General features: G+C 67.4%; 26 protein-coding genes and 1 tRNA gene. 13 read left to right on the plus strand and 14 right to left on the minus strand.

Translation table 11 applies throughout. From position 1 onward, the window contains the following. The first annotated feature begins 20 nt into the window (after positions 1-20). Complete coding sequence (gene htpX / locus ASG79_RS18450; protein ID WP_056393047.1) at positions 21-887, plus strand: zinc metalloprotease HtpX; 867 nt, start codon at positions 21-23, stop codon at positions 885-887. Positions 888-1089: 202 nt separating this feature from the next. Here the strand turns inward: htpX and efeB are convergent, their stop codons facing one another. From efeB to ASG79_RS18470, 4 genes are all read right to left on the minus strand, one after another. Next, a complete protein-coding gene (gene efeB / locus ASG79_RS18455; RefSeq protein ID WP_056393048.1) occupies positions 1090-2466 on the minus strand; it encodes an iron uptake transporter deferrochelatase/peroxidase subunit in 1377 nt (458 codons plus the stop codon). Beyond that, a complete protein-coding gene (gene efeO / locus ASG79_RS18460; protein WP_056393050.1) occupies positions 2463-3659 on the minus strand; it encodes an iron uptake system protein EfeO in 1197 nt (398 codons plus the stop codon). Before efeO ends, efeB begins: the two co-directional genes overlap by 4 nt. Positions 3660-3712: 53 nt before the next feature. Further along, positions 3713-4576 carry an iron uptake transporter permease EfeU gene (gene efeU / locus ASG79_RS18465; protein WP_056393051.1) on the minus strand — a complete coding sequence of 288 codons (864 nt, stop codon included), beginning with the start codon at positions 4574-4576 and terminating at the stop codon, positions 3713-3715. Between the two features lie 345 nt (positions 4577-4921). After that, positions 4922-5413, minus strand: a complete 492-nt coding sequence (locus ASG79_RS18470; protein WP_018769043.1) for a YajQ family cyclic di-GMP-binding protein — start codon at positions 5411-5413, stop codon at positions 4922-4924. Positions 5414-5599: 186 nt separating this feature from the next. On the opposite strand from ASG79_RS18470, the gene ASG79_RS18475 reads away from it, so the two are divergent. The 3 genes from ASG79_RS18475 to ASG79_RS18485 all read left to right on the plus strand — a co-directional run bounded on the left by ASG79_RS18475 (position 5600) and on the right by ASG79_RS18485 (position 6718). Further along, positions 5600-5857: a hypothetical protein gene (locus tag ASG79_RS18475; RefSeq protein ID WP_018769044.1), complete on the plus strand. Its 258-nt coding sequence runs from the start codon at positions 5600-5602 to the stop codon at positions 5855-5857. Positions 5858-6023: 166 nt separating this feature from the next. Then, positions 6024-6105, plus strand: a tRNA-Tyr gene (locus ASG79_RS18480). A 187-nt stretch (positions 6106-6292) separates the two neighbouring features. Then, positions 6293-6718 carry a CBS domain-containing protein gene (locus ASG79_RS18485; protein ID WP_056393052.1) on the plus strand — a complete coding sequence of 142 codons (426 nt, stop codon included), beginning with the start codon at positions 6293-6295 and terminating at the stop codon, positions 6716-6718. A gap of 105 nt (positions 6719-6823) precedes the next feature. Here the strand turns inward: ASG79_RS18485 and ASG79_RS18490 are convergent, their stop codons facing one another. Both ASG79_RS18490 and ASG79_RS18495 read right to left on the minus strand, forming a co-directional pair. Beyond that, positions 6824-7831 (minus strand): LysM peptidoglycan-binding domain-containing protein, encoded by a 1008-nt coding sequence (locus ASG79_RS18490; protein WP_056393054.1) that lies wholly within the window; start codon positions 7829-7831, stop codon positions 6824-6826. Between the two features lie 401 nt (positions 7832-8232). Then, on the minus strand, positions 8233-8967 hold the full coding sequence (locus ASG79_RS18495; RefSeq protein WP_056393056.1) for an ion channel: 735 nt from the start codon (positions 8965-8967) through the stop codon (positions 8233-8235). 71 nt (positions 8968-9038) lie between these two features. Between ASG79_RS18495 and ASG79_RS18500 the strand changes: the two genes are divergently transcribed. Together ASG79_RS18500 and trxA are read left to right on the plus strand one after the other, a co-directional pair. Next, a complete protein-coding gene (locus ASG79_RS18500; RefSeq protein ID WP_056393057.1) occupies positions 9039-9593 on the plus strand; it encodes an acyl-CoA thioesterase in 555 nt (184 codons plus the stop codon). 92 nt (positions 9594-9685) lie between these two features. Further along, positions 9686-10123 (plus strand): thioredoxin, encoded by a 438-nt coding sequence (gene trxA / locus ASG79_RS18505; protein WP_018769049.1) that lies wholly within the window; start codon positions 9686-9688, stop codon positions 10121-10123. 67 nt (positions 10124-10190) lie between these two features. Here trxA and ASG79_RS18510 read toward each other — a convergent pair whose 3' ends face one another. Continuing rightward, entirely contained in the window at positions 10191-10469 is a 279-nt protein-coding gene (locus ASG79_RS18510; protein WP_018769050.1) for a putative quinol monooxygenase, read from the minus strand. A 103-nt stretch (positions 10470-10572) separates the two neighbouring features. Between ASG79_RS18510 and ASG79_RS18515 the strand changes: the two genes are divergently transcribed. Further along, complete coding sequence (locus tag ASG79_RS18515) at positions 10573-12249, plus strand: AMP-binding protein (RefSeq protein ID WP_056393060.1); 1677 nt, start codon at positions 10573-10575, stop codon at positions 12247-12249. Here ASG79_RS18515 and ASG79_RS18520 read toward each other — a convergent pair whose 3' ends face one another. The 4 genes from ASG79_RS18520 to ASG79_RS18535 form a co-directional block, all read right to left on the minus strand. Then, entirely contained in the window at positions 12250-12567 is a 318-nt protein-coding gene (locus tag ASG79_RS18520) for a hypothetical protein (RefSeq protein ID WP_056393062.1), read from the minus strand. Between the two features lie 137 nt (positions 12568-12704). Beyond that, positions 12705-14201, minus strand: coding sequence for a C2 family cysteine protease (locus ASG79_RS18525; RefSeq protein WP_235509856.1), 1497 nt, complete (start codon positions 14199-14201; stop codon positions 12705-12707). A gap of 66 nt (positions 14202-14267) precedes the next feature. Further along, complete coding sequence (locus ASG79_RS18530) at positions 14268-14861, minus strand: hypothetical protein (RefSeq protein WP_018769054.1); 594 nt, start codon at positions 14859-14861, stop codon at positions 14268-14270. Positions 14862-14966: 105 nt separating this feature from the next. Next, positions 14967-15953 carry a DNA-3-methyladenine glycosylase family protein gene (locus ASG79_RS18535; RefSeq protein ID WP_056393187.1) on the minus strand — a complete coding sequence of 329 codons (987 nt, stop codon included), beginning with the start codon at positions 15951-15953 and terminating at the stop codon, positions 14967-14969. A gap of 184 nt (positions 15954-16137) precedes the next feature. Between ASG79_RS18535 and ASG79_RS18540 the strand changes: the two genes are divergently transcribed. Continuing rightward, positions 16138-16542 carry a VOC family protein gene (locus tag ASG79_RS18540; protein WP_018769056.1) on the plus strand — a complete coding sequence of 135 codons (405 nt, stop codon included), beginning with the start codon at positions 16138-16140 and terminating at the stop codon, positions 16540-16542. A 71-nt stretch (positions 16543-16613) separates the two neighbouring features. Here the strand turns inward: ASG79_RS18540 and ASG79_RS18545 are convergent, their stop codons facing one another. Continuing rightward, positions 16614-17801 (minus strand): SLC13 family permease, encoded by a 1188-nt coding sequence (locus tag ASG79_RS18545; RefSeq protein WP_082581819.1) that lies wholly within the window; start codon positions 17799-17801, stop codon positions 16614-16616. A gap of 59 nt (positions 17802-17860) precedes the next feature. On the opposite strand from ASG79_RS18545, the gene ASG79_RS18550 reads away from it, so the two are divergent. Genes ASG79_RS18550 through ASG79_RS18570 form a run of 5 tightly spaced genes read left to right on the plus strand, consistent with a single transcriptional unit; the run spans position 17861 to position 23145 of the window. Then, entirely contained in the window at positions 17861-19246 is a 1386-nt protein-coding gene (locus tag ASG79_RS18550; RefSeq protein ID WP_018769058.1) for a cystathionine beta-synthase, read from the plus strand. A gap of 25 nt (positions 19247-19271) precedes the next feature. Beyond that, entirely contained in the window at positions 19272-20435 is a 1164-nt protein-coding gene (locus ASG79_RS18555; RefSeq protein ID WP_056393063.1) for a cystathionine gamma-synthase, read from the plus strand. 49 nt (positions 20436-20484) lie between these two features. Beyond that, positions 20485-20991, plus strand: coding sequence for a winged helix-turn-helix transcriptional regulator (locus ASG79_RS18560; protein ID WP_056393065.1), 507 nt, complete (start codon positions 20485-20487; stop codon positions 20989-20991). Further along, the gene (locus tag ASG79_RS18565; RefSeq protein ID WP_056393066.1) at positions 20988-22349 is read left to right on the plus strand and encodes an MFS transporter; all 1362 of its coding nucleotides are present in this window, start codon (positions 20988-20990) and stop codon (positions 22347-22349) included. The genes ASG79_RS18560 and ASG79_RS18565 overlap by 4 nt, the downstream gene beginning before the upstream one ends. A gap of 25 nt (positions 22350-22374) precedes the next feature. Further along, complete coding sequence (locus ASG79_RS18570) at positions 22375-23145, plus strand: SDR family oxidoreductase (RefSeq protein WP_018769062.1); 771 nt, start codon at positions 22375-22377, stop codon at positions 23143-23145. Positions 23146-23249: 104 nt separating this feature from the next. On the opposite strand, the gene ASG79_RS18575 is transcribed toward ASG79_RS18570, so the two are convergent. Beyond that, complete coding sequence (locus ASG79_RS18575; protein WP_056393068.1) at positions 23250-24440, minus strand: acyl-CoA dehydrogenase family protein; 1191 nt, start codon at positions 24438-24440, stop codon at positions 23250-23252. Further along, on the minus strand, positions 24437-25930 hold the full coding sequence (locus ASG79_RS18580; protein ID WP_056393070.1) for an APC family permease: 1494 nt from the start codon (positions 25928-25930) through the stop codon (positions 24437-24439). The genes ASG79_RS18575 and ASG79_RS18580 overlap by 4 nt, the downstream gene beginning before the upstream one ends. Between the last annotated feature and the right edge of the window lie 2 nt (positions 25931-25932).

Below are 25932 nucleotides of genomic sequence, written 5' to 3' on the forward strand. Positions count from 1 at the left end.
CCTTTTAACGAGGAGGAAACGTGCATAACCATCACAACGGACTGAAGACCGCGGCACTGTTCGGGGTGCTGTGGGCGGTGCTGCTGGGCCTTGGCGGGCTCATCGGCGTGGGGACACGCAGCTCGGCCCCCATCTGGATCATGGCCCTGATCGGCGTCGGCACCACCTTCTACGGGTACTGGAACAGCGACAAGATTGCCATCCGGGCCATGCAGGCCATCCCGGTCTCCGAAGCCCAGGCGCCGCAGCTCTACCAGATTGTCCGCGAGCTTTCGATGCGCGCCAACCAGCCCATGCCGCGCATCTATGTGTCGCCCACCATGAACCCCAACGCGTTCGCCACCGGACGCAATCCGCAAAATGCCGCGGTCTGCTGCACCGAGGGCATCCTCCAGCTCCTGGACGCCCGTGAACTCCGCGGCGTCCTGGGACACGAACTGATGCACGTCTACAACCGGGACATCCTCACCTCATCCGTGGCTGCCGCCGTCGCGGGCGTCATCACGTCCGTGGGGCAGATGCTGCTGTTCTTCGGCGGCGGTGACCGGCGCAACGCCAACCCCCTGGCCATGATCGCCATGGCACTGCTGGCGCCGTTCGCGGCGTCGCTGATCCAGATGGCCATCTCCCGCACCAGGGAGTACGACGCGGACGAGGACGGTTCGCAGCTCACCGGCGATCCGCTGGCGCTCGCCTCGGCACTGGCCAAGATCGAACGCGGCGTCACCATCGCGCCCCTGCCGCAGGACCAGCGGCTGGTCAACGCCTCCCACCTCATGATCGCCAACCCCTTCCGCGGCGGCGCCATGAACAAGCTGTTCGCCACCCACCCGCCCATGCGGGACCGGATCGCCCGGCTGGAGCGGATGGCCGGCCGGCAGCCGTAGCCGGTTGCCCGCCGTCGCCCTGTATGCCGACGCCCTGCCTTCAGCAGCGACGCGCGCCTTCGCCGGCGACGCGCACAATCATTTTCGCTGCGCAGATTCCTTGGCGCCCCTGGTATTTCGGGTGCGCCAAGGAACCTGCGCAGCGGTTAGCCTTTGGCGCGTCGGGAACGACGGCGGGGCGGGGCCGGCATGGGCGGTCCCGCTACGCGAAGAGGCCTTCGCCGATGAAGCCGCCGGGCTTCACCCCGCCCGGCACCGCGAAAAGTCCGGAGCCCGTGTGCTTCAGGTACTCCACCGCCAGGGTGTCGCCCTTGGCCATCGCCATCTGCATGGGGACATAGTGGGTCCGTGGATCGGTGACGAACGCAATGAAGAACAGCCCGGCGTCCAGGTGCCCCAGGCCGTCGGAACCGTCGGTGTAGTTGTAGCCCCGGCGCAGCATCCGCACCCCGCTGTTCTGGCTGGGATGTGCCATCCGCATGTGGGAATCGAGGGGGATCAGGGGTTTTCCGCCCTTGCCCTGCCGCGCGAAATCGGGCTCGGTGAACTCCCCGCCGCCGGACAGGGGTGCACCCGTTCCCTTGGTCCGGCCGATCAGGCCTTCCTGTTCGCCCAGGGACGTGCGGTCCCAGATCTCGATGTGCATGCGGATCCGGCGGGCCACCAGGTAGCTGCCGCCTGCCATCCAAGCATCCTGGGGCCGGGCGGCCGCTGCCCACACATGCTGGTCCAGCAGTTGCTGGTCCTCCACCTTCAGGTTGTTGGTGCCGTCCTTGAACCCGAAGAGGTTCCGCGGGGTCTGCTGCGTGCGGGACGTGGACGATGTCCGGCCGAAGCCCAGCTGGGACCACCTGACCCGCACCTTGCCGAAGCCGATCCGCGCCAGGTTCCGGATGGCGTGCACCGCCACCTGGGGGTCGTCCGCGCAGGCCTGCACCACCAGGTCGCCGCCGCTGCGGGCGGGGTCCAGGTCGTCGCCGGGGAAGTGCGGCAGGTCGGCCAGGGCCTCGGGCCGGCGTCCTTCCAGTCCGAAGCGGGCCACGCCGTCCTTTTCGAACAGGCCGGCGCCGAAGCCGAAGGTCAGGGTCAGCTTTCCCGCGTTGAGGTCCAGCGCCTCGCCGGTGTCCTCCGGAGGGGCGCCATAGGGTCCGTCCACGGCGCCGGTTGCGCCCGCCGGGCGGCCCTCGGTCAGTGCTTCCGCAGCCCGCGTCCAGTCCTTGAGCAGCTGGACCAGTTCCTCACGCTTCGTCGTGGTGACGTCGAACGCGGCCATGTGCAGGCGGTCCTGGGCGGGGGTGGTGATGCCGGCCTGGTGGTCGCCGTGGAAGGGGACCACCGGGCTGTCGGCGGCCGGCCGCGCGGCAGAGGCGGCCACGGCGTCGTGCCCCAGGAAGCCTGCGGCGAGCCCCGCTGCCGCACCGCCCAGTCCGGCGATGCCAAACAGGCCGCGCCTGCTCAGGCGGGCTCCCGCCGTCGGCTGTTCCCGGTCCCCGCCATCCTGCGGCGCCCCAGGTGAAGCGGCAGGTTCATCCGGCGCGGAGGTCTCCGGCGGCCGGCCGCCAAAGGGGCAGCCGGTCACAGGACCACCGCCGCCGTCAGCCGGGACAGCGGTTCGCCGAGCGCGTCAACCAGTGACGCCAGCCGCTGGACCTGCTCAGGGGCCAGCTTGTCGTAGGAGGCGAAGCCAGTGCCCTGGGCGTGCGTGGCCAGCTCCGCCTGCAGTGCGGCGAATTTCTCATCCAGGGAGGAGGCCAGGGCAGCGTCCTTCCGAAGCAAAGCAGGCTTCAGGCTTTCGAAGGCGATGCGGGCGCCGTCGACGTTCGCCTGGAAGTCCCAAAGATCCGTGTGCGACCAGATCTCCTCCTCCCCGGTCACCTTTCCGGTGGCAACCTCGTCCAGCAGTTCCTTGGCGCCGTTGCCCAGCATGTCCGCGGAAATCTCCAGGGTGCGGGTGCGCTCCACCAGGTCCTTGGTGTCGGCCACCATCCGGTCTGCGATCGAGGACCGTTCCGCTGCCGTCAACGCCGTGTAGTCCGCCGGCGGGAACAGGTCCTTCTCGGCACGGTGCCAGCCGGTCCACTCCTGGCCCGGTTCGAGATCGGCTTCACGGGCATCAAGTTGCGGGTCCAGGTCCCCAAAGGACTCGGCCACGGGCTCGATCCGTTCCCAGTGCTGGCGCCTTGCCGCGTACAGGGAGCGCGCCTCCTCCGCGTTGCCGGCCGCGAAGGCGGCGGCGAACTGCTGGGTGCCGGTGAGCAGCTGCTCGCTCTGGTCCTTGACGTAGGAGGCGTACTGCCCGGTGGCGGTGTCCAGGAGGTGCTGGAAGTCCGTGTCGGCCGACGGCTGGTTTCCGGACTGGGTGACTTCCAGGGCGCCCCTGATCCCGTCGCCTTCCATGCCCGGCTTGCAGGCTGTCGTGTAGGTGCCTGCCGGGGCGGTGACCACCAGGTTGCGGGTCAGGCCGGGGCCGATGTTCTCCACCTCGCCCAGGATGCGCAGCCCGTCCGCTGCCAGCAGGTAGAACTCGGTGACCTCCGTGCCCTCGTTCTTCACGGAGAAGCTGAGGTTTCCGCTGGGCACGCTGCCGGCCGAGACCTTGCACTCGGTATTTGAGCTGACAACCTCGATGGCGCCACCCGAGGTGTCCGCTGCCTTGGTGTTGTCCGTGCAGCCGGTGAGGAGCAGAGGGACGGCCACGACGGCGGCGGCAAGGGCGGCGGGCTTGTTTCGGAAGACGTACCGGGGTGTTTTGGGCAGGGTGAAGCCGGGCATTGGGTTGTCCTTTGGGTGCGGGTGCGGAGGTCTTTTGGCGGTCAAGCAGGCGGTCAGGCAGCGGCCGGGGCTTTGGCGGTGTGGTTGTTGCCGGCCATGGTCCTGCCTGGCGGCACCGACGTGAAGTGCGTGCGCAGGTAGAGGAACAGCACCGGCAGTACGTACACAAGCCACGCCGCGGCTTCCAGCCAGGTGGTAGCCGGGGAGAAGTTCAGGGTGCCCTTGAGCAGGGTGCCGTACCAGGATGACGGCGGTACCGCGGCGCTGATATCGAACGCCAGGGAGTGCAGGCCCGGAAGGAGCCGGGCCTCCTGGAGATCATGGACGCCGTAGGACAGCACGCCGCCGGCGATGACGATCAGGGCGGCGCCGGTCCAGGTGAAAAAGCGGGAGAGATTGACCTTCAGGACGCCGCGGTGCAGCAGGTAGCCCAGGCCGGCCGCGGTTGCCAGGCCAAGCAGGGCGCCCAGCAGTGGCTGGGTGGTCTCACCGGTGGCCTTGGCCGCCGCCCACAGGAAGAGGGCCGTTTCCAGGCCTTCCCGTCCCACGGCGATGGCTGCCACCACGGCCAGGCCCCAACCGGCCCCGCCTGCGGACCGGTCAACGCGCGACTTCAGGTCGCTGCCGAGTGTCCGCGCGGTGCGGGCCATCCAGAAGACCATCCAGGTGACCAGGCCGACGGCGAGGATGGACAGGCTGCCGCCAATCGCCTCCTGCGCCTCAAACGTGAGGCCCTTGGGGCCGAAGGTCAGGAGGGCCCCGAATCCGACGGAGACAGCCATGGCCGCCGCAACGCCTGTCCACAGCCGGGGGATGAGGTGGCGGCGGTTTGTCTTGGCCAGGTAGGCCATGAGGAGGACCACCACCAGGGTGGCTTCGAGTCCTTCGCGCAGGCCGATCAGGTAGTTGGCAGTCATGGAGGTTCTTTCGCTCAGGTAAGCCTTACTTAGGCAGGCCTAAGGATGAGATTACCCGGCGCCGGCAATTACGCAAACTAAACGTGCTGTAATTTCGCGTTCGTTACGCATGACGGGGCCGCAGCGGAATCGGCGACCGGCTCCGCCGCCCGCGACACGCCAAGCCGCCCGCCACACGCAAAGCCGTCCGCAAGACGCAAAGCCGCCCGCGACACGCAAGGCCGTCCGCAAGACGCAAAGCCGCCCGCGACACGCAAAAAGGCCGGCGCCCCCCGTATATCGGGTGCGCCGGCCGTTAGGCGTAGCGGAGGAAATTATCCGCGTCGAAATCGACGGCGGGGAGGGCTAGCTGCGGAAGTTCACAAACTGCAGGTCGGCTTCCTCGAAGTCCTTCAGCAGCGCCATGGTGGCCTGCAGGTCATCGCGGGACTTGGAGGAGACCCGCAGTTCGTCGCCCTGGATCTGGGACTTCACCGATTTGGGCGCCTCGTCCCGGATCAGCTTGTTGATCTTCTTGGCCAGGTCCTGCGCAATGCCTTCCTTGATGGAGGCTTCCAGTCGGAACTCCTTGCCGGATGCGTAGGGCTCGCCGGTATCCAGCGACTTTAGTGAGATTCCGCGGCGGATCAGCTTGGACTGCAGTACGTCCAGGACCGCCAGGACGCGTTCCTCGGAGTTGGCCTTCATGAGGATCTTCTCGCCGCTGAAGTCCACCTCGGCCCCGACGCCCTTGAAGTCGTAGCGCTGGGCGAGTTCCTTCTGGGCCTGGTTGAGCGCGTTGGCCACTTCCTGCTTGTCCACTTTGCTTACGACGTCGAACGTTGACTCGCCTGCCATGACTCTCCTTTGTTGATGGGGCGCCCCGTGCGGAACAGGGCCAGGATCACTGGAATCCAGCCTAGTACGGATGCCCGGACCGGTGGGGGCCGCGGATTCACAGTTCCCTCTCAGCGGACGCACCGGGGGAACGAAGGCGCGCTGGCGAGAGTTGGAGCAGTTGTACTGAAGTTCGAGAGGAACACCATGCACCGCAAGGCCGCCCGTTATGTCACCCGGACCACATCAGCAGCAGCAGGGGCGGTGGCCACGGCGGCGACCTCGGTGGCGGCGGCAGCGCTGGCAGCCTCCATCATCTTCAGCCCGGTGGCCGACGCCTCCTCCCGCATGGACGGGGTACGGGCGGACCTTCAGCGGGCCGTGCAGCTGAACCAGATCACCGAGGAGCAGGCCCTGAGCTTCGAGGCCAAGCTGGCCGGACGCATCCTGGGCCAGGAGGCATAAAACAGCGGTTTTCCGGGGCTGTTCCGCGGCTTTTGGGGCTGCCCGGGGCTCGATTCGATTCTTCGGCGGAAGTTCTGTAAAGTTGTCTTGCCCGCGGTTACTGAAGCGGAACGGACGGAAACGGACGCTCTGAACACTGCATCAGCGGGTACTTCTTTTGAAGTTCGGCAGATTACCCGAGCGGCCAAAGGGGGCTGACTGTAAATCAGCTGGCAACGCCTACGGGGGTTCGAATCCCTCATCTGCCACCCAAGGAAAGCCTCCGGAACCACCAGGTTCCGGGGGCTTTTTCGTGTCTTCAGGCAGGGTCGGAGGCCGCCTGGAAACGGTGCCAAACCGTCGTCGACACCATGGGGGTGCGGGCGTAGTCTGACAGAATCGGCGCACGTGCCCCGATGCCCTGCGTCGATAAATCCATCGATGAAGGAGGATTCAATGAGTGCTGTACGTGAATTCATGACCACGGATGCGCGATGTATCCGTGAAGGCGAGTCCCTTGTGGACGCCGCCCGGATGATGCAGGACCTGGACTGCGGCGCCCTCCCCATCTGCGGGGATGACGGCAAGTTGAAGGGCATGATCACCGACCGCGACATTGTGCTCAAGTGCGTCGCCGCCGGCCGTGACCCGGGCCAGATGATGGCCCGCGACCTCGCCTCCGGCAAGCCCTACTGCGTCGACGCCGACGCCAACGTCGATGCAGCCATCGACATGATGGAAAAGCACCAGGTCCGCAGGCTCCCGGTGATCTCCGACCACAAACTGGTGGGCATCATCAGCCAGGGCGACATTGCGCGCAACTACTCCGAACAGCGCGTAGGCGAACTGGTGGAGCACATCTCGGAGCGCCACGGGGTGTAGGGCCGGCGACACGTCATGGCCTTGTCCGCGGATCCAAGCCGTAAAAGGTTCGGACCCGCGGACAAGCTTTTGATAACCCGGGTCAGCTCCTGGGTTCACGTGCCTTCAGTTCAGTGCGATCAGCAGCATCTGGCTGGTGCCCGGGATGCAGGTCTGCAGGATCGCCCGGGGGAAACCGCCGAACACCGCAATCACGTCGTTGGTGGTTCCGGGATTGGGGACCGTCCCGCGCCCCGTTACCGTGAAGGTTCCATAGCCCGGGATGCTCACCGTCTCACCTACGCTGATCCCGGAGAACCGGGCCCAGCCGCCGCAGAAATCATGCTCGGTGATGAACAGTGAATAGCCGTCATTGGGGGTGAAGTGGATGGGCCCGATGCAGGCGTCCACCATGGACTGGCCGCCGGAGCCGGCAACGTAAATGGTCCGGATTGCAGGCGCAGCCGGGACGGGAGCCGGAGCAGGTGCCGGTGCGGCCGCTGGAGCCGGGGCCGCGGCAGGTGCCGCGGCCGGAGCCGGGGTGGGTGCGGCCACTGCGATGGCCGGACCGGTCAGCAGGAGCGTCTGGCCAGGGTAGATGATGCTGTAGGCGCTGAGCCCGTTGGCCGCGAGCATGGCGTTCATGTCCACGCCATGGCCGGCAGCAATCGCGCCCACGGTGTCGCCCGGGACCACGGTGTACACGTTGGGGTCACCGGCAGGCGCGGGGGCCGGTGCGGGCGCAGGTTCCGGCGCAGGTTCGGCTGCTGCCGGTGCGGGGGCAGGCGCCGGGTCGGCGGCCGGCGCAGCAGCCTGTGCCGCCACCGCCGATGCCGCACCCGGATCGCTTTGTCCGGATGCCACGGCGTCCGTGGCTGTTTCGGCTGCGGCGCTTGGCGACGGTGGTGAGGCGGCCTCTGCCACCTGGGCCGCCGCCGTCGTGCTTCCGCCGAGGGTAGCGGGCGGCGCTGCCATGGCGCCCACGCCTACCGCGGCCACAACGGCCGCCGTGGCCATGCCCGCCCATAACTTGTTGCTGATGACCGGCCGGCCGGTGTTGAGGTCAGTCCGTGGTTCGTCGGTGGCGAAGCTTCTGCTGGTGCCCTCGGGGGAGGGGATGAAAGGCTGTTTCATGGAGTTGGCCCATCTGGGTTCGGTCCAGCCAGGTTGTGCTGCTGCACACCGGTGCGCCGGACGGATGGCGAAGTCATTGCACCGCCGGCCCCGGCAGTTGCCGGAGCCGCAGGCGGCACAGGGTGGAGGCATCCGCATACCCAGAAAATGCGGAACTCCGCGTGAAGGCAGGAACGTCCGGAAGCCACCCGGGGGACCTGCCAGTGCGTGTTGGTCCTAGGAATCCCGAGTCTAGGAATCGCCCCAAGGCCGGGGCACCAGTAGGAATTACCCGAGTTTTCGGGGCCGGTACCCGCCCGCGGCAGCGAAGCTACTCAGCATCCGGAAGCCCAATACTTGCCACCGGCCGTGACCTGGAGGGCGCAGGCCAACCACCAAACGGAATCTCTCAATCCCCGCTTCTACGGCGTCCGGCGTTCCCGCAGCTCGGCGACTTCCCGGCGCAATGAGGCAATCTCGGCCACCAGTTCCGTCACTTCAACCCGCAGCGGCTCTTCCACGGCCTCCGCCACCGTTTCCGCTGTATCCTCAACCCGCTGGACGAGCCAGGAGGCAATGGACGCCGTCACGACACCCAGCACGGCGATGCCGCTCATCATCAGCGCCGTGGCCACCAGCCGGCCGATGGGCGTCACCGGGTACATGTCCCCATAGCCCACCGTGGTGATGGTTGCGGTGGCCCACCACAGGGCATCGCCGAACGTGGTGATCTTGGCGTCCGGCGCCCATTGTTCGACGTCCAGCACAGCCAGCGCACCGACAAAAACCAGCAGCGCCGCGGACCCCGCCACATACGTGACCACGCGGCCGCGCAGCGTTTCGCCCACGGTACGGTGCAGGATGGACAACAATGTGACCAGGCGCAGCAGGCGCAGCGGCCGGAAGAACGGCAAGGCCACGATCACCAGCTCGTGCAGGTTCCGGATGAACCACTGCCGCCGGTCAGCCGAGAGCCACAGGTTTGCCGAGTAGTCCAGGACGAAGACGAACCAGGTCACCCACATGACCGCCTCAAGCCAGTCCGCCCCACTGCCCTCGACCCCGCCGATGACCTGCCAGGCGTACGCGCCGAGAAATACCAGTGCCGTCGCCATCAGGGGCCATTCCGCCAGGGCCCGGTAGCGTTGCTGCGTCATGCAGAAAATCCTAAGGGGATGGACCGCGGCACAGCAGGCCAAAAGATGTTACCGGCGGGTAACATTGAGGCATGCACCTGCTCCTGAGAACACTGCTTCTGCTTTTCCGGTCGAAACGGCGGCCGCCGCTCACCGTATGGGAACCGGCATCCCTGCCATTGCGCGTCCTGCCCACGGACATCGACATCGCCATGCACGTCAACAACGGCATGTACCTGTCCCTGATGGACCTGGGCCGGTTCGACCTCATGGTGCGCAGCGGCGTCTGGAAGCGGATGCGCCGCCGCGGCTGGAGCCCGGTGGTGTCGGCGGAAACCATCTCCTTCCGCAAATCCCTGCAGCTGTGGCAGGACTACGCCATCGAGACCCGCATCATCGGGCTGGACACCAAGGCGATCTTCTTCGAGCAGCGCATGGTGGCCGACGGCGAGATTTACGCACGTGCCTACATCGCCACCCGGCTGGTCACCAAGACCGGCCCGGTCAGCCAGGAGGAGATCATCGCGGAGTTCGGGACACCGCCCGGGGACCTGGTGCTGCCCGAGTGGATCCATGAGTGGCGCGCCTCCAGCGCCCTGCCCGGCAGCCGCACGCCTTCCCCGCACCTGTGGGATGCCAACCGCTGAACCCCCGTGCCGGCGTCGTCCTTCCCCTATTCCCGATGACGCGGGGAGCGAACACGGGCGACAGCCGGGGCCCCGGCGCGTAGCGTGGACACATGGCTACCCTCGACATCACAGGTGAACAGTTCGCATCCACGATCGAAGGCAACGACATTGTCCTGGTCGATTTCTGGGCAGAATGGTGCGGCCCCTGCAAGCAGTTCGGCCCCACCTACGCAGCAGTTTCCGAGAAGCACCCTGACGTCGTGTTCACCAAAGTGGACACCGAAGCAGAGCAGCAGCTGGCGGCGGAGGCAGGCATCACCTCCATCCCCACCCTGATGGCCTTCCGTGAAAAGGTGCTGGTGTTCTCGCAGCCCGGCGCCCTGAACGCCCAGCAGCTGGAACAGGTGGTGGACGCGGTGAAGGCACTGGACATGGACGAGGTCCACGCCCACGTGGCCCGCCAGCGGGAAGAAGCGGCAGCGGCGGCCAGCCAGCCTGCCGGCCCCCGGGACGGTACGCAGGACGGCACCCAGATCCCCGACTTCTAAGACTCTGACAGCACAAAAAATGCGGGACCTCCCACTGGAGGTCCCGCATTTTTGCGTTCAGGCTGCGTCAGACGCGTTCCAGCTTGACCGGTTCGGCCAGCAACGCGCTCAGCGACTCGTTCAGGTCCTGCACAGCGGTGCCCTTGGAGTGCTTGTCCAGGTCCTCCTCGGACGCCCACTGTTCGGTCAGGACCAGCTTCTCCTCCGTGGCTTCGGTCAGCTCGTAACGGATGCAGCCTGGCTCGTTCACCACCTCATCGATCGCGATTTCCAGGGCCAGCTTGACGCGGAAGAACTCGCCGTCGTTGGGAATGAACGTTGCTATCAGGTCAATGGGTGCACTCATGCGTTTCACAATACCGGGGCTGCAGGTGGCGCCCCGTTGTGTTGCGCCCGTTTCCCCGCCTGTCTTCCTTCTCCTGCAGGGATCCTGTTGGTAGCGTGCCATCATGCGTGCTTATACAGCCGGGGACACTGACGTCCCGCTCCTGGAGGAAACCATCGGCGCGAACTTCGAGCGCGTGGCCGCCCAGTTCCCCCTCCATGACGCCTTGATTGAGGCCGCACCGGTGCCGGGCGCCGATGCCCGCCGCTGGAGCTACACAAAGATGAACGACGACGTCGACCGGCTGGCGCGTGCGCTCCTCGCCCTGGGCATCGCCAAGGGGGAGCGGGTGGGCATCTGGAGCCCCAACTGCGCCGAATGGACGCTGCTGCAGTACGCCACCGCCAAGGCCGGCGCCATCCTGGTCAACGTCAACCCGGCCTACCGCAGCCATGAACTGGAATTCGTGGTCAAGCAGAACGGCATGCGCATGCTGTTCACGGCGCCGTCGGACAACAACAGCGACTACGTGGCCATGGCGCGGCAGGCCCTGCTGACTTGCCCGGACCTGCGGGAGCTGGTCTTCCTGCCGGACCACGGCCTGGATGGGCTGACGGCCGGGAGCCCCCAAAGCGATGCCGAACTGACGTACGCCGAACTGCTCAAGCGGGCGGACGACGTGAGTCACGCTGCCCTGAAGGCCCGCATGGCCGAACTCCACCCGCACGATCCCATCAACCTGCAGTACACGTCCGGCACCACGGGCTTTCCCAAAGGCGCCACGCTCACGCACCACAACATCCTGAACAACGGCTACGCCATCGGTGAGCTGCTGGGCTACACGGACCATGACCGGGTGGTCATCCCGGTGCCCTTCTACCACTGCTTCGGGATGGTGATCGGCAACCTCAATGCGCTCAGCCACGGCGCCGCCACCATCATCCCTGGCCGCGGCTTCTCGCCGGCGGCCGCACTTGAGGCAGTGCAGGACTTCGCCGGAACATCCCTCTATGGGGTTCCCACCATGTTCATCGCCGAGCTCGCGCTGCCGGACTTCGCCTCCTATGACCTGTCCACGCTCCGCACGGGGGTGATGGCCGGTTCGCTGTGCCCCATCGAGGTGATGAACCGGGTGATCTCGGAAATGAACATGGTGGATGTGGCCATCTGCTACGGCATGACCGAGACCTCGCCCGTGTCCACGATGACCCGCAAGGGGGACACCCTCCAGCAGCGCACCGAGACCGTGGGCAGGACCATGCCGCAACTCGAGAGCCGGATCGTTGACCCTGCCACGGGGGAGGAACTGGAGCGCGGGCAGATCGGTGAGCTCTGCACCCGCGGCTATGCGGTGATGGCCGGGTACTGGAACCAGCCTGACAAGACGGCCGAAGCCATCGACGCCGACGGGTGGATGCACACCGGCGACCTCGCCCGGATGGACGACGACGGGTACGTGGTGGTGGAGGGCCGGATCAAGGACATGGTGATCCGGGGCGGGGAGAACATCTACCCCCGGGAAATCGAGGAGTTCCTGTACACGCACCCTGCCATCCAGGACGTCCAGGTGATTGGGGTTCCTGATCCCACGTATGGGGAGGAGCTGATGGCCTGCATAATCCTCAAGCCGGGCGCGGAACGGCTGGACGCCGCAGCGGTGGCCGAGTACTGCCGGGGGAGGCTGGCGCACTACAAGATCCCGCGCTACGTGGAGGTGCGCGAGAGTTTCCCCATGACGGTCTCCGGGAAGGTCCGCAAGGTACAGATGCGCGAGGAAGCGGTGGCCCGGCTGGGGCTCTGACTAGCCGGGCTGCTGCACCAGGTCGAATCGGACTTCGCCTTCGCAGATCGAGGTGATCCTGATGGTGTAGCCGTCAAATGTGGCTTCCTGCCCGAGTGCCAACCCCGGAAAGTCTTTCGATGCCGGGCTGCTGACCTCGAACAAGGCTACCGACAGGTCCACCGTCGGCGGGTCATTCTTCAGGTGTGTGCTGGACAGCCGCACGAGCGGTGTGGCATCCGAGCCCCGCGGGGAGTCCGGCAGAAGCGGAAAAGAGCCATTTGCAGACGGGATGATCCGGTAAATTCCAGTGTTGGTGCAGCTTGCCGTTGACGTCATGGCTGGCTCCTTTGATGCTTGGGGTGAGTGCTGTTGGGACGGCTCTGCGGAGGGGGAGCAGCCGCTCAGAGAGAGTGCCAGAGGCAAAACCGTGCAAGCGAGAATGCGGCCACGAAGCCGCAGGGCTGGACGCGGCATCAGCCCGCCACCGTGGCATCGCTGAAGAGCTTGGTGAATTCGTCCTGCGAGATGTACATGCGCGGCTCGGAGGGGCCCCATGGGTTTTGAAGGATGATGTTCCCCCGCTCGTCAACTCCGGTAACGAAATAGGCGTGGCCGGCACGGTATCCGTTGGGCGCCTCCTCCGGCGTTTCACCCAGTGTTGTGACCAAGGCCGGACGTCCCCGGCCGGCCGCCTCCCACAGCTTCCCGGCGTCGTCGGTGCGTTCCACGTCCGGTCCTGCCAAAAACTGGAATGCGTCGGGACCCCAGTTGCCTTCAAGGGCGCGGTAGTTGCCTGGCGGATACGCCTGGTCCGGGGGCGCCCCTTCCGCTGTCCCGTCGTTTCTGTCGTCCTCGGTGTAAACCTGTGCCAGCGCTTTCTCGACATAGGCAGGCCAGTTGCCGCCAAACCCTGCTTTGGCTCCCATCTGTGCGCCCTTGCTGTTTGCCGGCAGGTCCGAGGTGACGGTGACCCACTGCTCCTCTCCGTTCTTGTCGAACAGCAGGACGGAAACCGTGCCGTTGCCGTTGTCCGTTACGTGCTCGCGGGCCCAACCCGAATCGGCATTGATCATGGCCCCGGCGGCGGCCAAAAGCACGCAGTCCCCGTACTGCCCCTGCCTGATGTCGTCAGTGCCCGGGCGTTGTCCGACCACCGGCCACTTGGGTTCCATCCACCGGTTCGTGCTGCTGGCGTCAGGGCCATCAGGCCTCGCTGCATCTCCCATGGCCTGCCCGTCCGGCTGGGCCCACGGGATGAGGTCCTTCAGGCGCCCCACCTGCTCTGCTGACGCCTTGGACAGGAGCTGGTCCAGCAGTTGCTGACGTTCGAAAGGCGTGGTTCCCTCCCAGTTGAACAGTCCCTTGCCGTCGGTCGCCGCGCCGCTGCCCAGGCTTCGGAGCTCATCATCGGTTAACGACTCCAGCAACTGGTTCAGCTGGGCAGGTTTGAGCCCGGTCAAGGCGTCGCGGAGCTTGTTGACGTCCGAATCGTTGCCCACAAAGAAGTTGTCGCCCGACGCAGTGTCCCTGACCAGGCCCTGTAGCCTGTCCAGTTCGGGCGCGGCAAGGTTCGCTTCGCCGCGGTCGGGGTGGCGCGCCACAGAATGCTCCCCGCCGGTCAGGTAATCGGACGTCGGATCCCCGGCGGCCTTGCCGGGAGGGCCCCCGGCCGTACTGGTCCGGCCTGACGCGCCACCGGCGCCGCTGGCGCGTTCCTGCTCGTCCGCGTGCCGTGCGGCTGCCTTCCCTGCGTCCGCAAGGGCCTCAATGACGCGGCCCAGCAGGAGGCTGTGCGTGCCATTCCAGTCGTTCCGGAACCTCTCGGCGTCGGCCCCTTTCCAGGTGCCCGGCTCGCCCACGTTCCTCGACAGCGCCGTGGCAGTGGACATCAAGCGCGCGGAAGAGGCAGTAAGGGCCTTTCCCAGGGCGCGAAGTTGGGCGACGTCCGCCCCGTAAATGCCTGCCATCATTCCCCCAAATATCCAGGCTCAAGCTTACGCGAGGCGCGCCGCCGGAGGCATGGGGAGAACTGCCCGCTAGCTACTGCGGCCGGTTGGGCGGCGGGATAGCCGTAGCGCCACAACGGCCACGACGGCGCCCGCCGCCAGTGCGACCAAGGCCAGGACCGCTGCCCCGTTCCTTCCGGCCATGGGGGCCTGTCGCGTCCTGCCGCCGGTGACCTCGTTGGCGGGAATGTGCCACTCGGACGGAGCCGGAAGGATCCCCTGCGGCAGTTGGGTCTCGCGCAGTTTCCGTCGGGCGGCCAGCCGCTCCCGCACCGTCTCATCGGGGGCAGCCTCCAGATCGTCGGCGGCGATGGCTGTTGGGTAGTCGATGATGTAGGGCTCACCGTAGAACGCCGACGACGCCACGGACTCCACCCAGGTGAACGGTGGTGGGGCAACGTCCCGCGCGGTGAACGCGGTCAGCAGCATCTCCCGGATTTCCTCAAGGCTCTTGCCCGTGGCCCCGCGGCGAGTCACGTCGAAGATGGCCAGTTGCAGCTTCAATTTGGCATCCCCGTCAGGATCGTGCGCCTCCGGGTCCACCACCGCGGGGTCTTGCCCGGTTGGATCCACGTCCAGGGGTTCCCCGCCGGCGTAGTTGGTGCGTCCAGGATCGGAGCTCATGGGTTCCTCTCAATCGTGGTCCGGCCGTGCCTGGCTGGACGCCACACCCGTAGCCTTACCCATCGCGGTCCGGATCAAGCACCCGTTGACCTGCCGTGGCAAGCCTCAGTGCCCCCGGTGGTCCTGGATGGTCATCCGCGGGCCAAAAGTGGGCTTGCGGTAACCGGTGCTCTGGATCATCCGGACCACGCGCTGCCGGTGCCCCCGCCAGGGTTCCAGCAGCCGGAGCATCCCGGCGTCGTCCGTCCTGCGTCCGGTGAGCGCCGCCCCCACGTAGGCGGCGAGGTGGTAGTCGCCCACGGAGATCGAATCCGGGCAGCCGTGGGTGCGCTGCACAACCTCGGCGGCGGTCCATACCCCGATGCCCGGAATGACCTGCATCTTCCCGGCAGCCTCCGCGGCCGGCAGTGCGGCGAGCCGTTCAAGTGCGGCGGCGGAGCGCAGCGCGCGCATGACGGTGGCTGAGCGCTGGGGACCCACGCCGGCCCTGTGCCACTCCCAACTGGGAACCTGCAGCCACTGCGCTGCCGTTGGCGCCACCACCAGCCCGGCCGGGGTGGACGTACCGGCCCGGGGCGCCGGGGTTCCGTACCGGTGCACCAGGTAGCGGTAGGCGCGCCGCGCCTCAATGACCGTCACCTTCTGTTCCAGGATGATCGGCACCAGCTGGTCCACCATGCGGCCGCTGGACGGCAGCCGCACCGCCAGGCTGCGCCGCCGGGCCTCCCGGACCATGTGGGGCAGTGTGGCATGGAAGGAGGGTTCGTCGAAACCCCGCCAGTCGTCGTCGTCCCCCAGGAGCCGGGGCGCTGCCCTGACGGCGGCCGCGGCACCGGGACCCCAGGCCTGGATGTCCACCAAGGGGGCGCCTGCTGCCTCGCCGCCCGCCGGGGCGAGCCGCATTGTTGCCGGACCGGCCGGCGTCGTAAACGCATTCCAGATAACGTCGCCTTGAACGCAGAAGGAAGGATCACTGCTGCCCCGCAGAAGAGGCGCAAGCGTGCGGGAAAGGCTGTACGGAGCCTCCGGATACCACCGCAGGGACACGTCCGCCGCGGCTGCCACCCGGGGAGGTGCCTCTGCGATCGTCATGCCTTCAATCGTCCCACGGACCACTGACAGCGGCGGGACAACCAGCCGGCCCATAAGCCAGCCGGGGGAGGAAAACGGCCGGAAGCAAAGGTAGAACGGCCCTAATTTCCCGCCCGGGCAAAACCTAGAATCCACCCTGTGGCGCGGAACAGACTGCGCCGCAACCCGACACGGCAGGAGGGCCATGATGGGCGGAGTGGTGCATTTCGAAATCCCCGCGGACGACCAGGACCGGGCCAGCAAGTTCTACCGGGAAGCCTTGGGCTGGCGGATCGAACCAGTGCCAGGGATGGACTACAGCATGGTCATCACCGCGGACATGGATGACAACGGCCAGCCAGTGGCCGCCGGTGCCATCAACGGGGGCATGATGGCCAGGGAGGGGGAGATCACCAACCCGGTGGTCACGGTGGACGTCCCGGACATCAATGCCACCCTCAAGAGGGTGGAGGAACTGGGTGGATCAGTGGTGGTACCGAAGAACGAAATTCCCGGCATGGGCTACACGGCCTACTTCAGGGATTCCGAGGGCAACGTGATGGGCCTCTGGGAGAATCTCCCGGCCGAAGGGGACGCCCAGCGCGGCTGACAGCCTTCGCTGTACGCTGCCGTTTCACGGGTGCCGGTCCGGGGCTGCCGTTTCACGGCGGCCCGGCCGTTTCACGGCGTGCCGGAAACCAGCCACAGCGCCAGGACGGCCAGCGGCACCGTCAGCACCACGGCCACCAGGCCCGCCAGGGCGAACCCGCCCCACCGGATGGGGACGTTCAGCACCCGCAGCCGCTCATGCCAGAGCAGCGTGGCCAGCGACGCCCACGGAGTCACCAGCGGCCCAAGGTTCACTCCGATGAGCAGTGCCGCAAGCCTTGCCGGCGATCCCGCCACCGGTTCCAGTGCCAGGTAGGCGGGCAGGTTGTTGGCGGCGTTGGCGGCACCGGCGCCCAGCCCGGCCAGCTGCAGGAGCGCAGGCAGGCTCTCACCGGAACCGGCAACACCCGCCAGCAGTGCGGTCAGGCCGTGCGCGTGCAGTGCTTCCATGAGCATGAACAGGCCCACCGTCAGCATCAGCGGCCGCCATGGCACCATTGACCACCGCAGGACGGACGGCCGGCGGCGCAGGAAGACCACCAGGAGGAAGGCCGCGGCTGCCAGTGCCGGGCACTGCACCGGCACTCCGGACACCAGCGCAGGCAACAGGACCAGGAGCGTGACGGCAGCGGCCTTCAACAGGGTGCGGTCGCGGATGGGATGCGCAGGCTGCGGCCCGTATGTTCCGCGCAGGTCCCGCCGGAAAGCCAGCCACAACAGGACCAGGGGGACCAGCAGGCCCACCAGGGCGGGCGCCCACACCAGCCCCGCAAAACGCCAGGGGCTCAGGCCCAGCCGGTCCTGGGCCAGGAGGTTGGTGAGGTTGGAAACGGGAAGCAGCAGTGAAGCGGTATTGGCCAGCCAGATGCTGGTCAGCGCAAACGGCAGCGGCGGGATCCGGGCATGGACGGCCAGCAGGACCACCACGGGCGTCACCAGGACCGCCGTCGTATCCAGGGACAGGAACACGGTGGACACCGTCGCCACCCCCACCACCAGCAGCCACAGCTGGAAGACCCGGCCACGGCCCAGGGCCGCCAGCCTGTCCGTCACCACCCGGAACAGTCCTGCCTCGTCCACCAGTTCGGTGACCAGGGACATGGCCAGCACGAAGGCCAGGATGGGAATGGTCCGGGAAGAAAGCTCCCCGAACGCGGGCAGGGGGAGCGCACCGAGTGCCAGGGTGGCTATACCTGCTGCCAGCGTTCCGCCGGGCAGCAGGTAGCTCCGGGCGGCTTTCAGCCATGCGAACTGCTTCACCGGCCTATCCTCGCATCCCGCACCGGGGCGGGCGCGCAGGAAGCGGTAGCTTAGTACCTATGAAGTACGCCCAGTCCATCCTGGACCTCATCGGCAATACCCCGCTCATCAAACTCAACCACGTGACCGACGGCCTCAAGGCCACCATCCTGGTCAAACTTGAGTACCTGAATCCGGGCGGATCCATCAAGGACCGCATCGCCGCGCAGATGATCGAGGACGCCGAGCGCGAGGGCAAGCTGAAGCCCGGCGGCACCATTGTGGAGCCCACCTCCGGCAACACCGGCGTGGGCCTGGCCCTGGTGGCGCAGCAGAAGGGCTACAAGTGCATCTTCGTGGTCCCGGACAAGGTGGGCGAGGACAAGCGTGCGGTGCTGCAGGCGTACGGCGCGGAAGTGGTGGTCACGCCCACCTCCGTTCCGCCGGACAGCCCGCAAAGCTACTACGGCGTCTCGGACCGCATCACCCGGGAGACGCCGGGCGCCTACAAGCCGGACCAGTTCTCCAATCCCGCCGCCCCGGGCAGCCACTACAAGACCACCGGCCCGGAGATCTGGCGCGATACCGACGGCAAGGTCACGCACTGCGTTATCGGCGCGGGCACGGGCGGCACCATCACCGGCACCGGGCGGTACCTCAAGGAGGTTTCGGCGGACCGGCCGGAGTCCGACGGCGGCGTGGTCAAGATCATCGGCGCGGACCCCGCGGGCTCGGTCTACTCCGGCGGGACCGGGCGCCCCTACTTCGTGGAGGGCGTTGGCGAGGACATGTGGCCGGCCAACTACGACAAGTCGGTCCCGGACGAGGTGATCGCCGTCAGCGACGCCGATTCCTTCGCCATGACCCGCCGGCTGGCGCGGGAGGAGGGGCTGCTGGTGGGCGGCTCCTCCGGGATGGCCGTGGTAGCCGCGCTGCAGGCGGCCCGGGACCTGCCGGAAAGCGCCGTCGTCGTGGTCATCCTCCCAGACTCAGGACGCGGCTACCTGGCCAAGATCTTCAACGACCAGTGGATGCGCTCCTATGGTTTCCTCTCCGGCGGCGAGGAAACCTCCGTGGGGGAGGTCATCAAGTCCAAGAACGGCGAACTGCCGGACCTGGTGCACATCCACCCCAACGAGTCTGTCCGCGACGTCATCAACATCATGAACGAGTTCGGCGTCAGCCACATCCCGGTCCTGTCCCAGGAACCGCCCGTGGTCATGGGCGAGGTCCTCGGCGCCGTGGACGAGCGCACACTGACTGCCAAACTGTTCCGGGGCGAGGCCAAGCTGACGGACAAGATCTCCGAGCATATGGGACCCAAGCTGCCCGTCATCGGATCGCTGGAAACCATTTCTGCCGCCAGGGAACTGCTGTCTGACACGGACACCCTGATGGTCACGTTCGTGGGTGCGCCCGTTGGCATCCTCACCCGGCACGACCTGCTGGCCTACCTCAGCAACTGATCTGCGTTACCCGCAAAGGAGCACCATGTCCCTGCCTGAAAACCAAGGTTTCAACACCCGCGCCGTCCACGCCGGCCAGGACTTCGAGCCCCGCACCGGAGCCGTGGTGCCGCCGCTGCACTTCAGTTCCACCTATGCCCAGGACGGGATCGGGGGACTGCGCAGCGGCTACGAATACGGGCGCGGCGGAAACCCCACCCGGGACGCGCTGCAGGAACAGCTCGCGTCGCTGGAACTGGGCACCTCCGCCTACAGCTTCAGCTCCGGCCTGGCCGCGGAGGACGCCCTGATCCGCGCGCTGACCCGCCCCGGGGACCACATCGTGCTGGGCAATGACGCCTACGGTGGCACGTACCGGCTGATCAGCCGGGTGCTCGGCGACTGGGGAATTGGCAACACCCCCGTGGACATGGCCAACCTGGACATGGTCCGCGACGCCGTGGCCTCCCATAAGGCCCGCTTCCTGTGGGTGGAGACCCCCTCCAATCCGCTGATGAAGATCACCGACATCGCAGCGCTCGCGGACATAGCGCACGACGCCGGGGCCCTCCTGGTGGTCGACAACACCTTCGCGTCCCCCTACCTGCAGACCCCGCTCGCCCTGGGTGCGGACGTGGTGGTCCACTCCACCACCAAGTACATCGGCGGCCACTCCGACGTGGTGGGCGGCGCCGTCGTGGTGAAGGACGCCGAACTGGCGGAAAAGATCGGCTTCGTCCAGTTCGCCGTGGGCGCCGTGTCCGGGCCCATGGACGCCTTCCTGACCACCCGCGGACTGAAGACCCTGGGCGTCCGCATGGACCGGCACAGCGAGAACGGGCAGGCCGTGGCGGAGTGGCTGCTGGAACGCCCGGAGGTTGAGGCCGTCCTGTATCCGGGCCTGCCCAGCCACCCCGGCCATGAGCTCGCCAAAAAGCAGATGCGGAAGTTCGGCGGCATGGTCTCGGTGCAGTTCAAGGGCGGTGAGGCGGCGGCCCGGAAGGTGGCGGAGTCCACGTCCGTGTTCACGCTCGCCGAATCCCTGGGCGGGATCGAGTCGCTGATGAACTACCCCTCCGAGATGACCCACGCGTCCGTCAAGGGCACCGAGCTGGCCGTCCCGGTAAACCTGCTGCGGCTGTCCTGCGGCATCGAGGACGTGGAGGACCTGATCGCGGACCTGGACCAGGCGTTCTCGGCCATCCCGTAACCACGAAAGGGTCTGGCTTTCTTGAGGAAAGCCAGCTAGGGTTTTCCCTATGCCTCTTCGATCCGACTGGTCCCAACGCAGCTGCAGCATGGCCCGCGGCCTGGACATCCTGGGCGACCCATGGAGCATCCTGGTGCTGCGCGAGGTCTTCTTTGGGAATGGCCGCTTCGACGCCATGAAAAGCCGGCTGGAAGTGGCGGACTCGGTGCTCACCAAACGCCTGGCAGGCCTGGTTGAGTCCGGGCTGCTGGCCAGGAACGCCTACGACGACGGCGGCCGCACACGCCAGGAGTACGTCCTCACCCCCAAGGGTGAGGACGCCCTGCCGGTGCTGAACGCAGTCACCATCTGGGCGGAAAAACACCTGCCCGCGCCGTCGGACCAGGCCCACCTTTACGTGATCCACACCGGCTGCGGGAAACCCACCACCTCGGCGGACACCTGCACCGAATGCGGCGCGCGGCTGACGGCGGCCAACACCAGCTGGCACAGCCAGTCCAGGTCCGATCAACCCATCCGGCTGTCCACCGCATCCGGGAAGGGAGCGGCATCGTGAGCACCCTGCCCGAGGAAACGGCCGGAACTCCCTTGCAGACCACCGTTCTTCAGGCGCCCGGACCTCGACGCCGCCTGCACCCGGCCTGGATCGTCGCCGCCGTGGCATTCCTTGCCTTGGTTGGGGCAGCCGGATTCCGGGCCGCCCCGGGCGTCCTCATGGTGCCGCTCCAGCAGGAGTTCGGCTGGCCCACCACCGTGCTCTCGGCGGCCGTCAGCATCAACCTGGTGCTGTTCGGCCTCACGGCTCCGTTTGCCGCCGCCCTGATGGAGCGGTTCGGCATCCGGGCCGTCACATCAACAGCCCTGGTCCTGATCGGCATGGGCAGCGCGCTGACCGTGCTGGTCAACCAGTCATGGCAGATCCTCCTCACCTGGGGGCTGCTGATCGGGCTCGGCACCGGCTCCATGGCACTGGTCTTCGCCGCCACCATCGCCAACACGTGGTTTACGAAAAGCCGGGGCCTGGTCATCGGCATCCTGACGGCCGGCAGCGCCGCCGGCCAGCTGGTCTTCCTGCCCTTCATCGCCCTCCTCGCGCAGGATCCCGGGTGGCGCCAGGCCTCCCTGCTGATCGCTGCCGGGGCGCTTGCCGTGGTCCCGCTGGTGCTGAAGTTCCTCAAGAACTCGCCGGCCGACGTCGGGGTGCTGCCCTACGGCGCGGAAGGGCCACCCATTGAAGAACAGGCTGGTTCCCAGGCAGCGGCTCCGGAAGGCGCCCCGCGCAGCAACGCCGCCGTCCGGGCGCTCCAGGTCCTCAAGCGCGCCAGCAGGGTGCGCACGTTCTGGGCGCTCGCGGCCGGTTTCGCCATCTGCGGCGCCACCACCAACGGCCTGATCGGCACCCACTTCATCCCCTCTGCCCATGACCACGGCATGCCCGAAACCACGGCCGCGGGCCTGCTGGCCGTCGTCGGAATCTTCGACATTGTCGGGACCATCGCCTCGGGCTGGCTGACGGACCGCTTCAACCCCCGCGTCCTGCTCGCCGTTTACTACCAGTTCCGCGGCATCGGGCTGCTGGTGCTGCCGCTGCTGCTGAATGCAGACGTGCAGCCCAGCATGATCGTGTTCGTGGTGATCTACGGATTGGACTGGGTGGCCACCGTTCCGCCCACGGCCGCCATCTGCCGTGAAACGTTCGGTGCTGACGGCAGTGTGGTGTTCGGATGGGTCTTCGCCGCCCATCAGCTGGGCGCCGCCGCGGCGGCCATCGCGGCCGGGGCCCTGCGGGATGCCACCGGCCACTACACCTACGCCTGGCTGGGCGCCGCGGCCATGTGCACCATCGCCGCGGTCATCAGCGCCACCATCCGCCGGAACCACAGTCCGCGGGAAGCGGAGCCGGCAGCGGCTTGATCTGGGGCGCGGCTAGGCTGGTCGGATGGAACCCGTCGCACCCGCCCCTGTCCGTCCCGTTGCCCTGGTCACCGGCGTGGGACGGCTTGCCGGCATTGGGGCCGGCATTGCCCGGCAGCTCGCGGCGGACGGCTGGGACTTGGCCCTGTCCTACTGGGCCGACTACGACGCCCGCATGCCGTGGGGGAGCGAACCCGAGGACGTGGTCCGCCTCACGGCCGAGCTGGAAGCGATTGGAGCCAAGGTCCAGGTCCTGTCGGCAGACCTCCAGGATCCCGGCGTCCCGGACAGGCTGGTGGCCGAGGCCGGGCAGCTGGCGGGCCCGCTGCAGGGCCTGGTGCTCAGCCACGCTGAATCGGTGGATTCGGGCGTGCTGGACACCAGTATCGAATCCTTTGACCGCCACTTCGCCGTCAACACACGCGCCAGCTGGCAGCTGATCGCCGCCTTTGCGCGGCAGGCACCGGACGACGGCGGCGCGATCGTTGCGCTGACCAGTGACCATACGGCGTTCAACCTTCCGTACGGTGCCTCGAAGGGTGCCCTGGACCGGATCGTCATCGCCGCCGCCCGCGAGCTGGGTCCGCAGGGGATCTCGGCCAACGTGCTCAACCCGGGGCCGGTGGACACCGGCTGGATGTCCCCGGAGGTCCGCCGGGAGCTCACCGCGCGCCAGCCCACCGGGAGGCTCGGCACCCCGGCCGATGTCGCCGGCACCGTCGCGTTCCTTCTGTCCCCGGCCGGCCGCTGGGTATCCGGGCAGCTGATCAAGGCCGACGGCGGCTTCTCGGCCTGAGTGCCCTGCACCCCCTTCGCGCCGCGCCCTCCCAACTGACTCGCAGTAGATGCCGTTTTGGGCCCCCAAAACGGCATCTACTGCTAGCTGGTTGGGGGGAGGGGTCAGTGAAAGGCGTCCAGGCCGGTGATGTGCCGGCCAAGGATCAGGGTGTGCACCTCGTCCGTGCCCTCATAGGTGCGGACCGACTCCAGGTTCGCGGCGTGCCGAAGCGGTGAATAGTCCGTGGTGATGCCGTTGCCGCCTAGGATGGACCGCGCCTCCCGGGCCACGGCAATCGCCTCGCGGACGTTGTTCAGCTTGGCCAGCGAAATCTGCTCCGGCCGGATGCTTCCGGCGTCCTTCAGCCGGCCCAGGTGCAGCGCCAGCAGGGTGCCCTTCTGGATTTCCACCAGCATGTTCACCAGCTTCTCCTGCGTAAGCTGGTAGCCGGCCAGCGGCCTGCCGAACTGCAGCCGCTCCTGCGAGTACGCCAGGGCGGCTTCGTAGGAATCCCGGGCGGCGCCCATGGCACCCCAGGCGATGCCGTACCGGGCCTCGTTCAGGCAGGTGAACGGCCCACGCAGCCCCCGCGCTCCCGGGAGCAGGGCCTCGGGACCCAGCCGGACGTCGTCGAACACCACATCGCACTGGATGGAGGCGCGCATGGACAGCTTCTGCCGGATAGGCGTGGCAGTCACGCCGGGGGTGCCCGCCGGAACAAGGAAGCCGTGGACGCCGTCGTCCGTCATGGCCCAGACCACCATCACCCCGGCCACTGAGGCGAGCCCGATCCAGCGCTTGGCACCGTTGAGCACCCAGCCGGCGTCATCCCCGCTGCCATCCCGCTCCGCGAAAGTGGCCATGGAGGCGGGATCTGAACCCGCCGTTGGCTCGGTCAGGGCGAAGCACCCGATGACCTCCCCGGCCGCCATCCGGGGCAGCCACTCCTGCTTCTGCTCCTCGGATCCCCACGTATGGATGGCCGTCATGGCCAGCGAGCCCTGGACGGACACGAAGGTGCGGATGCCGGAATCGCCGGCCTCCAGTTCCATGGCCGCCAGGCCGTATTCGACGGCGGACCGGCCCGGGCAGCCATAGCCGTCCAGGTGCATCCCCAGGACGCCCAGCTCACCCAGTTCCGTCGCGAGGTCGAGGGGAAAGACGGCGTCCTCGTACCAGCGGGCGATGTCCGGCTTGATCCGCTGGCGGGTGAAATCCCGGACCTTTTGCCGGAGCTCCAGTTCGTTCGCGGACAGCAGGGAGTCGAGGTCCAGGACGTCAGACGGGCCCGCGGTCACGGCTTCACCAGTCATTTCTTCACCTGGAAGTATCCGCGGGTGGACGGCATGAAACGGCACGCGGCCGCGAGGACCACGCCCAGCGCCAGCAGCAGCACCCCGCTCACAAAGGCGCCGCCGACACCGAAGATTTGGGTGTCGCCGTACGCCGGGTCCCACATCTGGACCGCAGAAATGAAGAAGGCGGCGGTCAGGAGCAGCGCGCCGGCGAGGGGGAGGATGCCGCGGAACCAGAGGTTGCGCGCCGATGCCCGCAGGGTTCCGCGGAAGTACCAGAAACAGGCGAAGCCGGTCAGGGCGTAGTAGAACGCGATGAAAAGGCTGATGGCACTGATGGAGTCCGCCAGCAGGTTCTCGCTCAGGAAGCTCATGGCCACGTAGTAGGCCGCGGCGGCGCCTCCCATCACCTGGGTGGAAAATCCCGGGGTCTGATTGCGCGGATGCACCTCTGCGAACTTTGCCGGCAGCGCGCCGTGGACCCCCATGGAGAGGGTCCCGCGGGCCGTGGGCAGGATGGTGGTCTGGGTGGAGGACAGCACCGAGGCAAGAACCGCGACGACGATCAGCCAGCCCCACGGGCCCAGCACCACGTCCTTCATGGCCAGGAACACATCGTCCTGGTTGGCCTCGTTGCCCAGGCCGATCCCTTCCGAGCCCACGGTGGCGTACATCATCACCAGCAGTGCCACGGAAACGTAGATTGCCACCAGGACGAACGCCGAGATCACGGCGCCGCGGCCGGGTGTGGTGGACGGGTTCTCGGTCTCCTCGTTCACCGCCAGGCAGGTGTCCCAGCCCCAATAGATGAACAGGGCAAGGAGGGCGCCGTGTACTACGGCGCCGGGGTCGGCAAAGGCGCCGGCCGGGTTGAACCATTCCAGGTCAAAGGCCTGCCCTTCCGGTGCCCCGCCCACGATCCGCACCACGATGGCCAGTGCGAAAATGCCCAGCGCAATGTACTGCACGTAGGTCAGCACGCGCTGGACGTGCTCGCCGAGCCGGATCCCGCGGTAGTTCACCAAGGTCATGAGGATGATGAACAGCAGCCCCGTGCCGGTGACCAGCAAGGTGTTCTCCGCCAGCGATCCGTCGCCCACCAGCAGCCAAAGATACTTCCCCGCTACCTGGGCGAGGTTGGCCAGGACGACGATTCCGGCCAGGGCCACGCCCCAGCCGCCCAGCCAGCCTGCCCAGGGGCCGAAGGCCTGGCGGGACCACGTGAAGGTGGTGCCGCAGTCCGGGATGGCGCTGTTCAGCTCGCGGAACGCGTAGGCGATGAACAGGACCGGGATGAAGCCCAGCAGCAGGATCTGGGGAGTGTAGTTGCCGGTGACTGCAACGATCAGGCCCAGGGTGGCGGCGAGGGAGTACACCGGCGCGGTGGAGGCCAGCCCCAGCATCACGGAGTCGCCCAGGTCCAGGATGCCGGCCCGCAGTCCCTTGGCCGGCACGGTGGTGCCGGTCCCGCGCCCGGGGCCGTCCGTCGTCGTCATGTCCGTGCTCATGC

The sequence above is a fragment of the Arthrobacter sp. Soil761 genome (assembly GCF_001428325.1).
Taxonomy (GTDB): Bacteria; Actinomycetota; Actinomycetes; order Actinomycetales; family Micrococcaceae; genus Arthrobacter.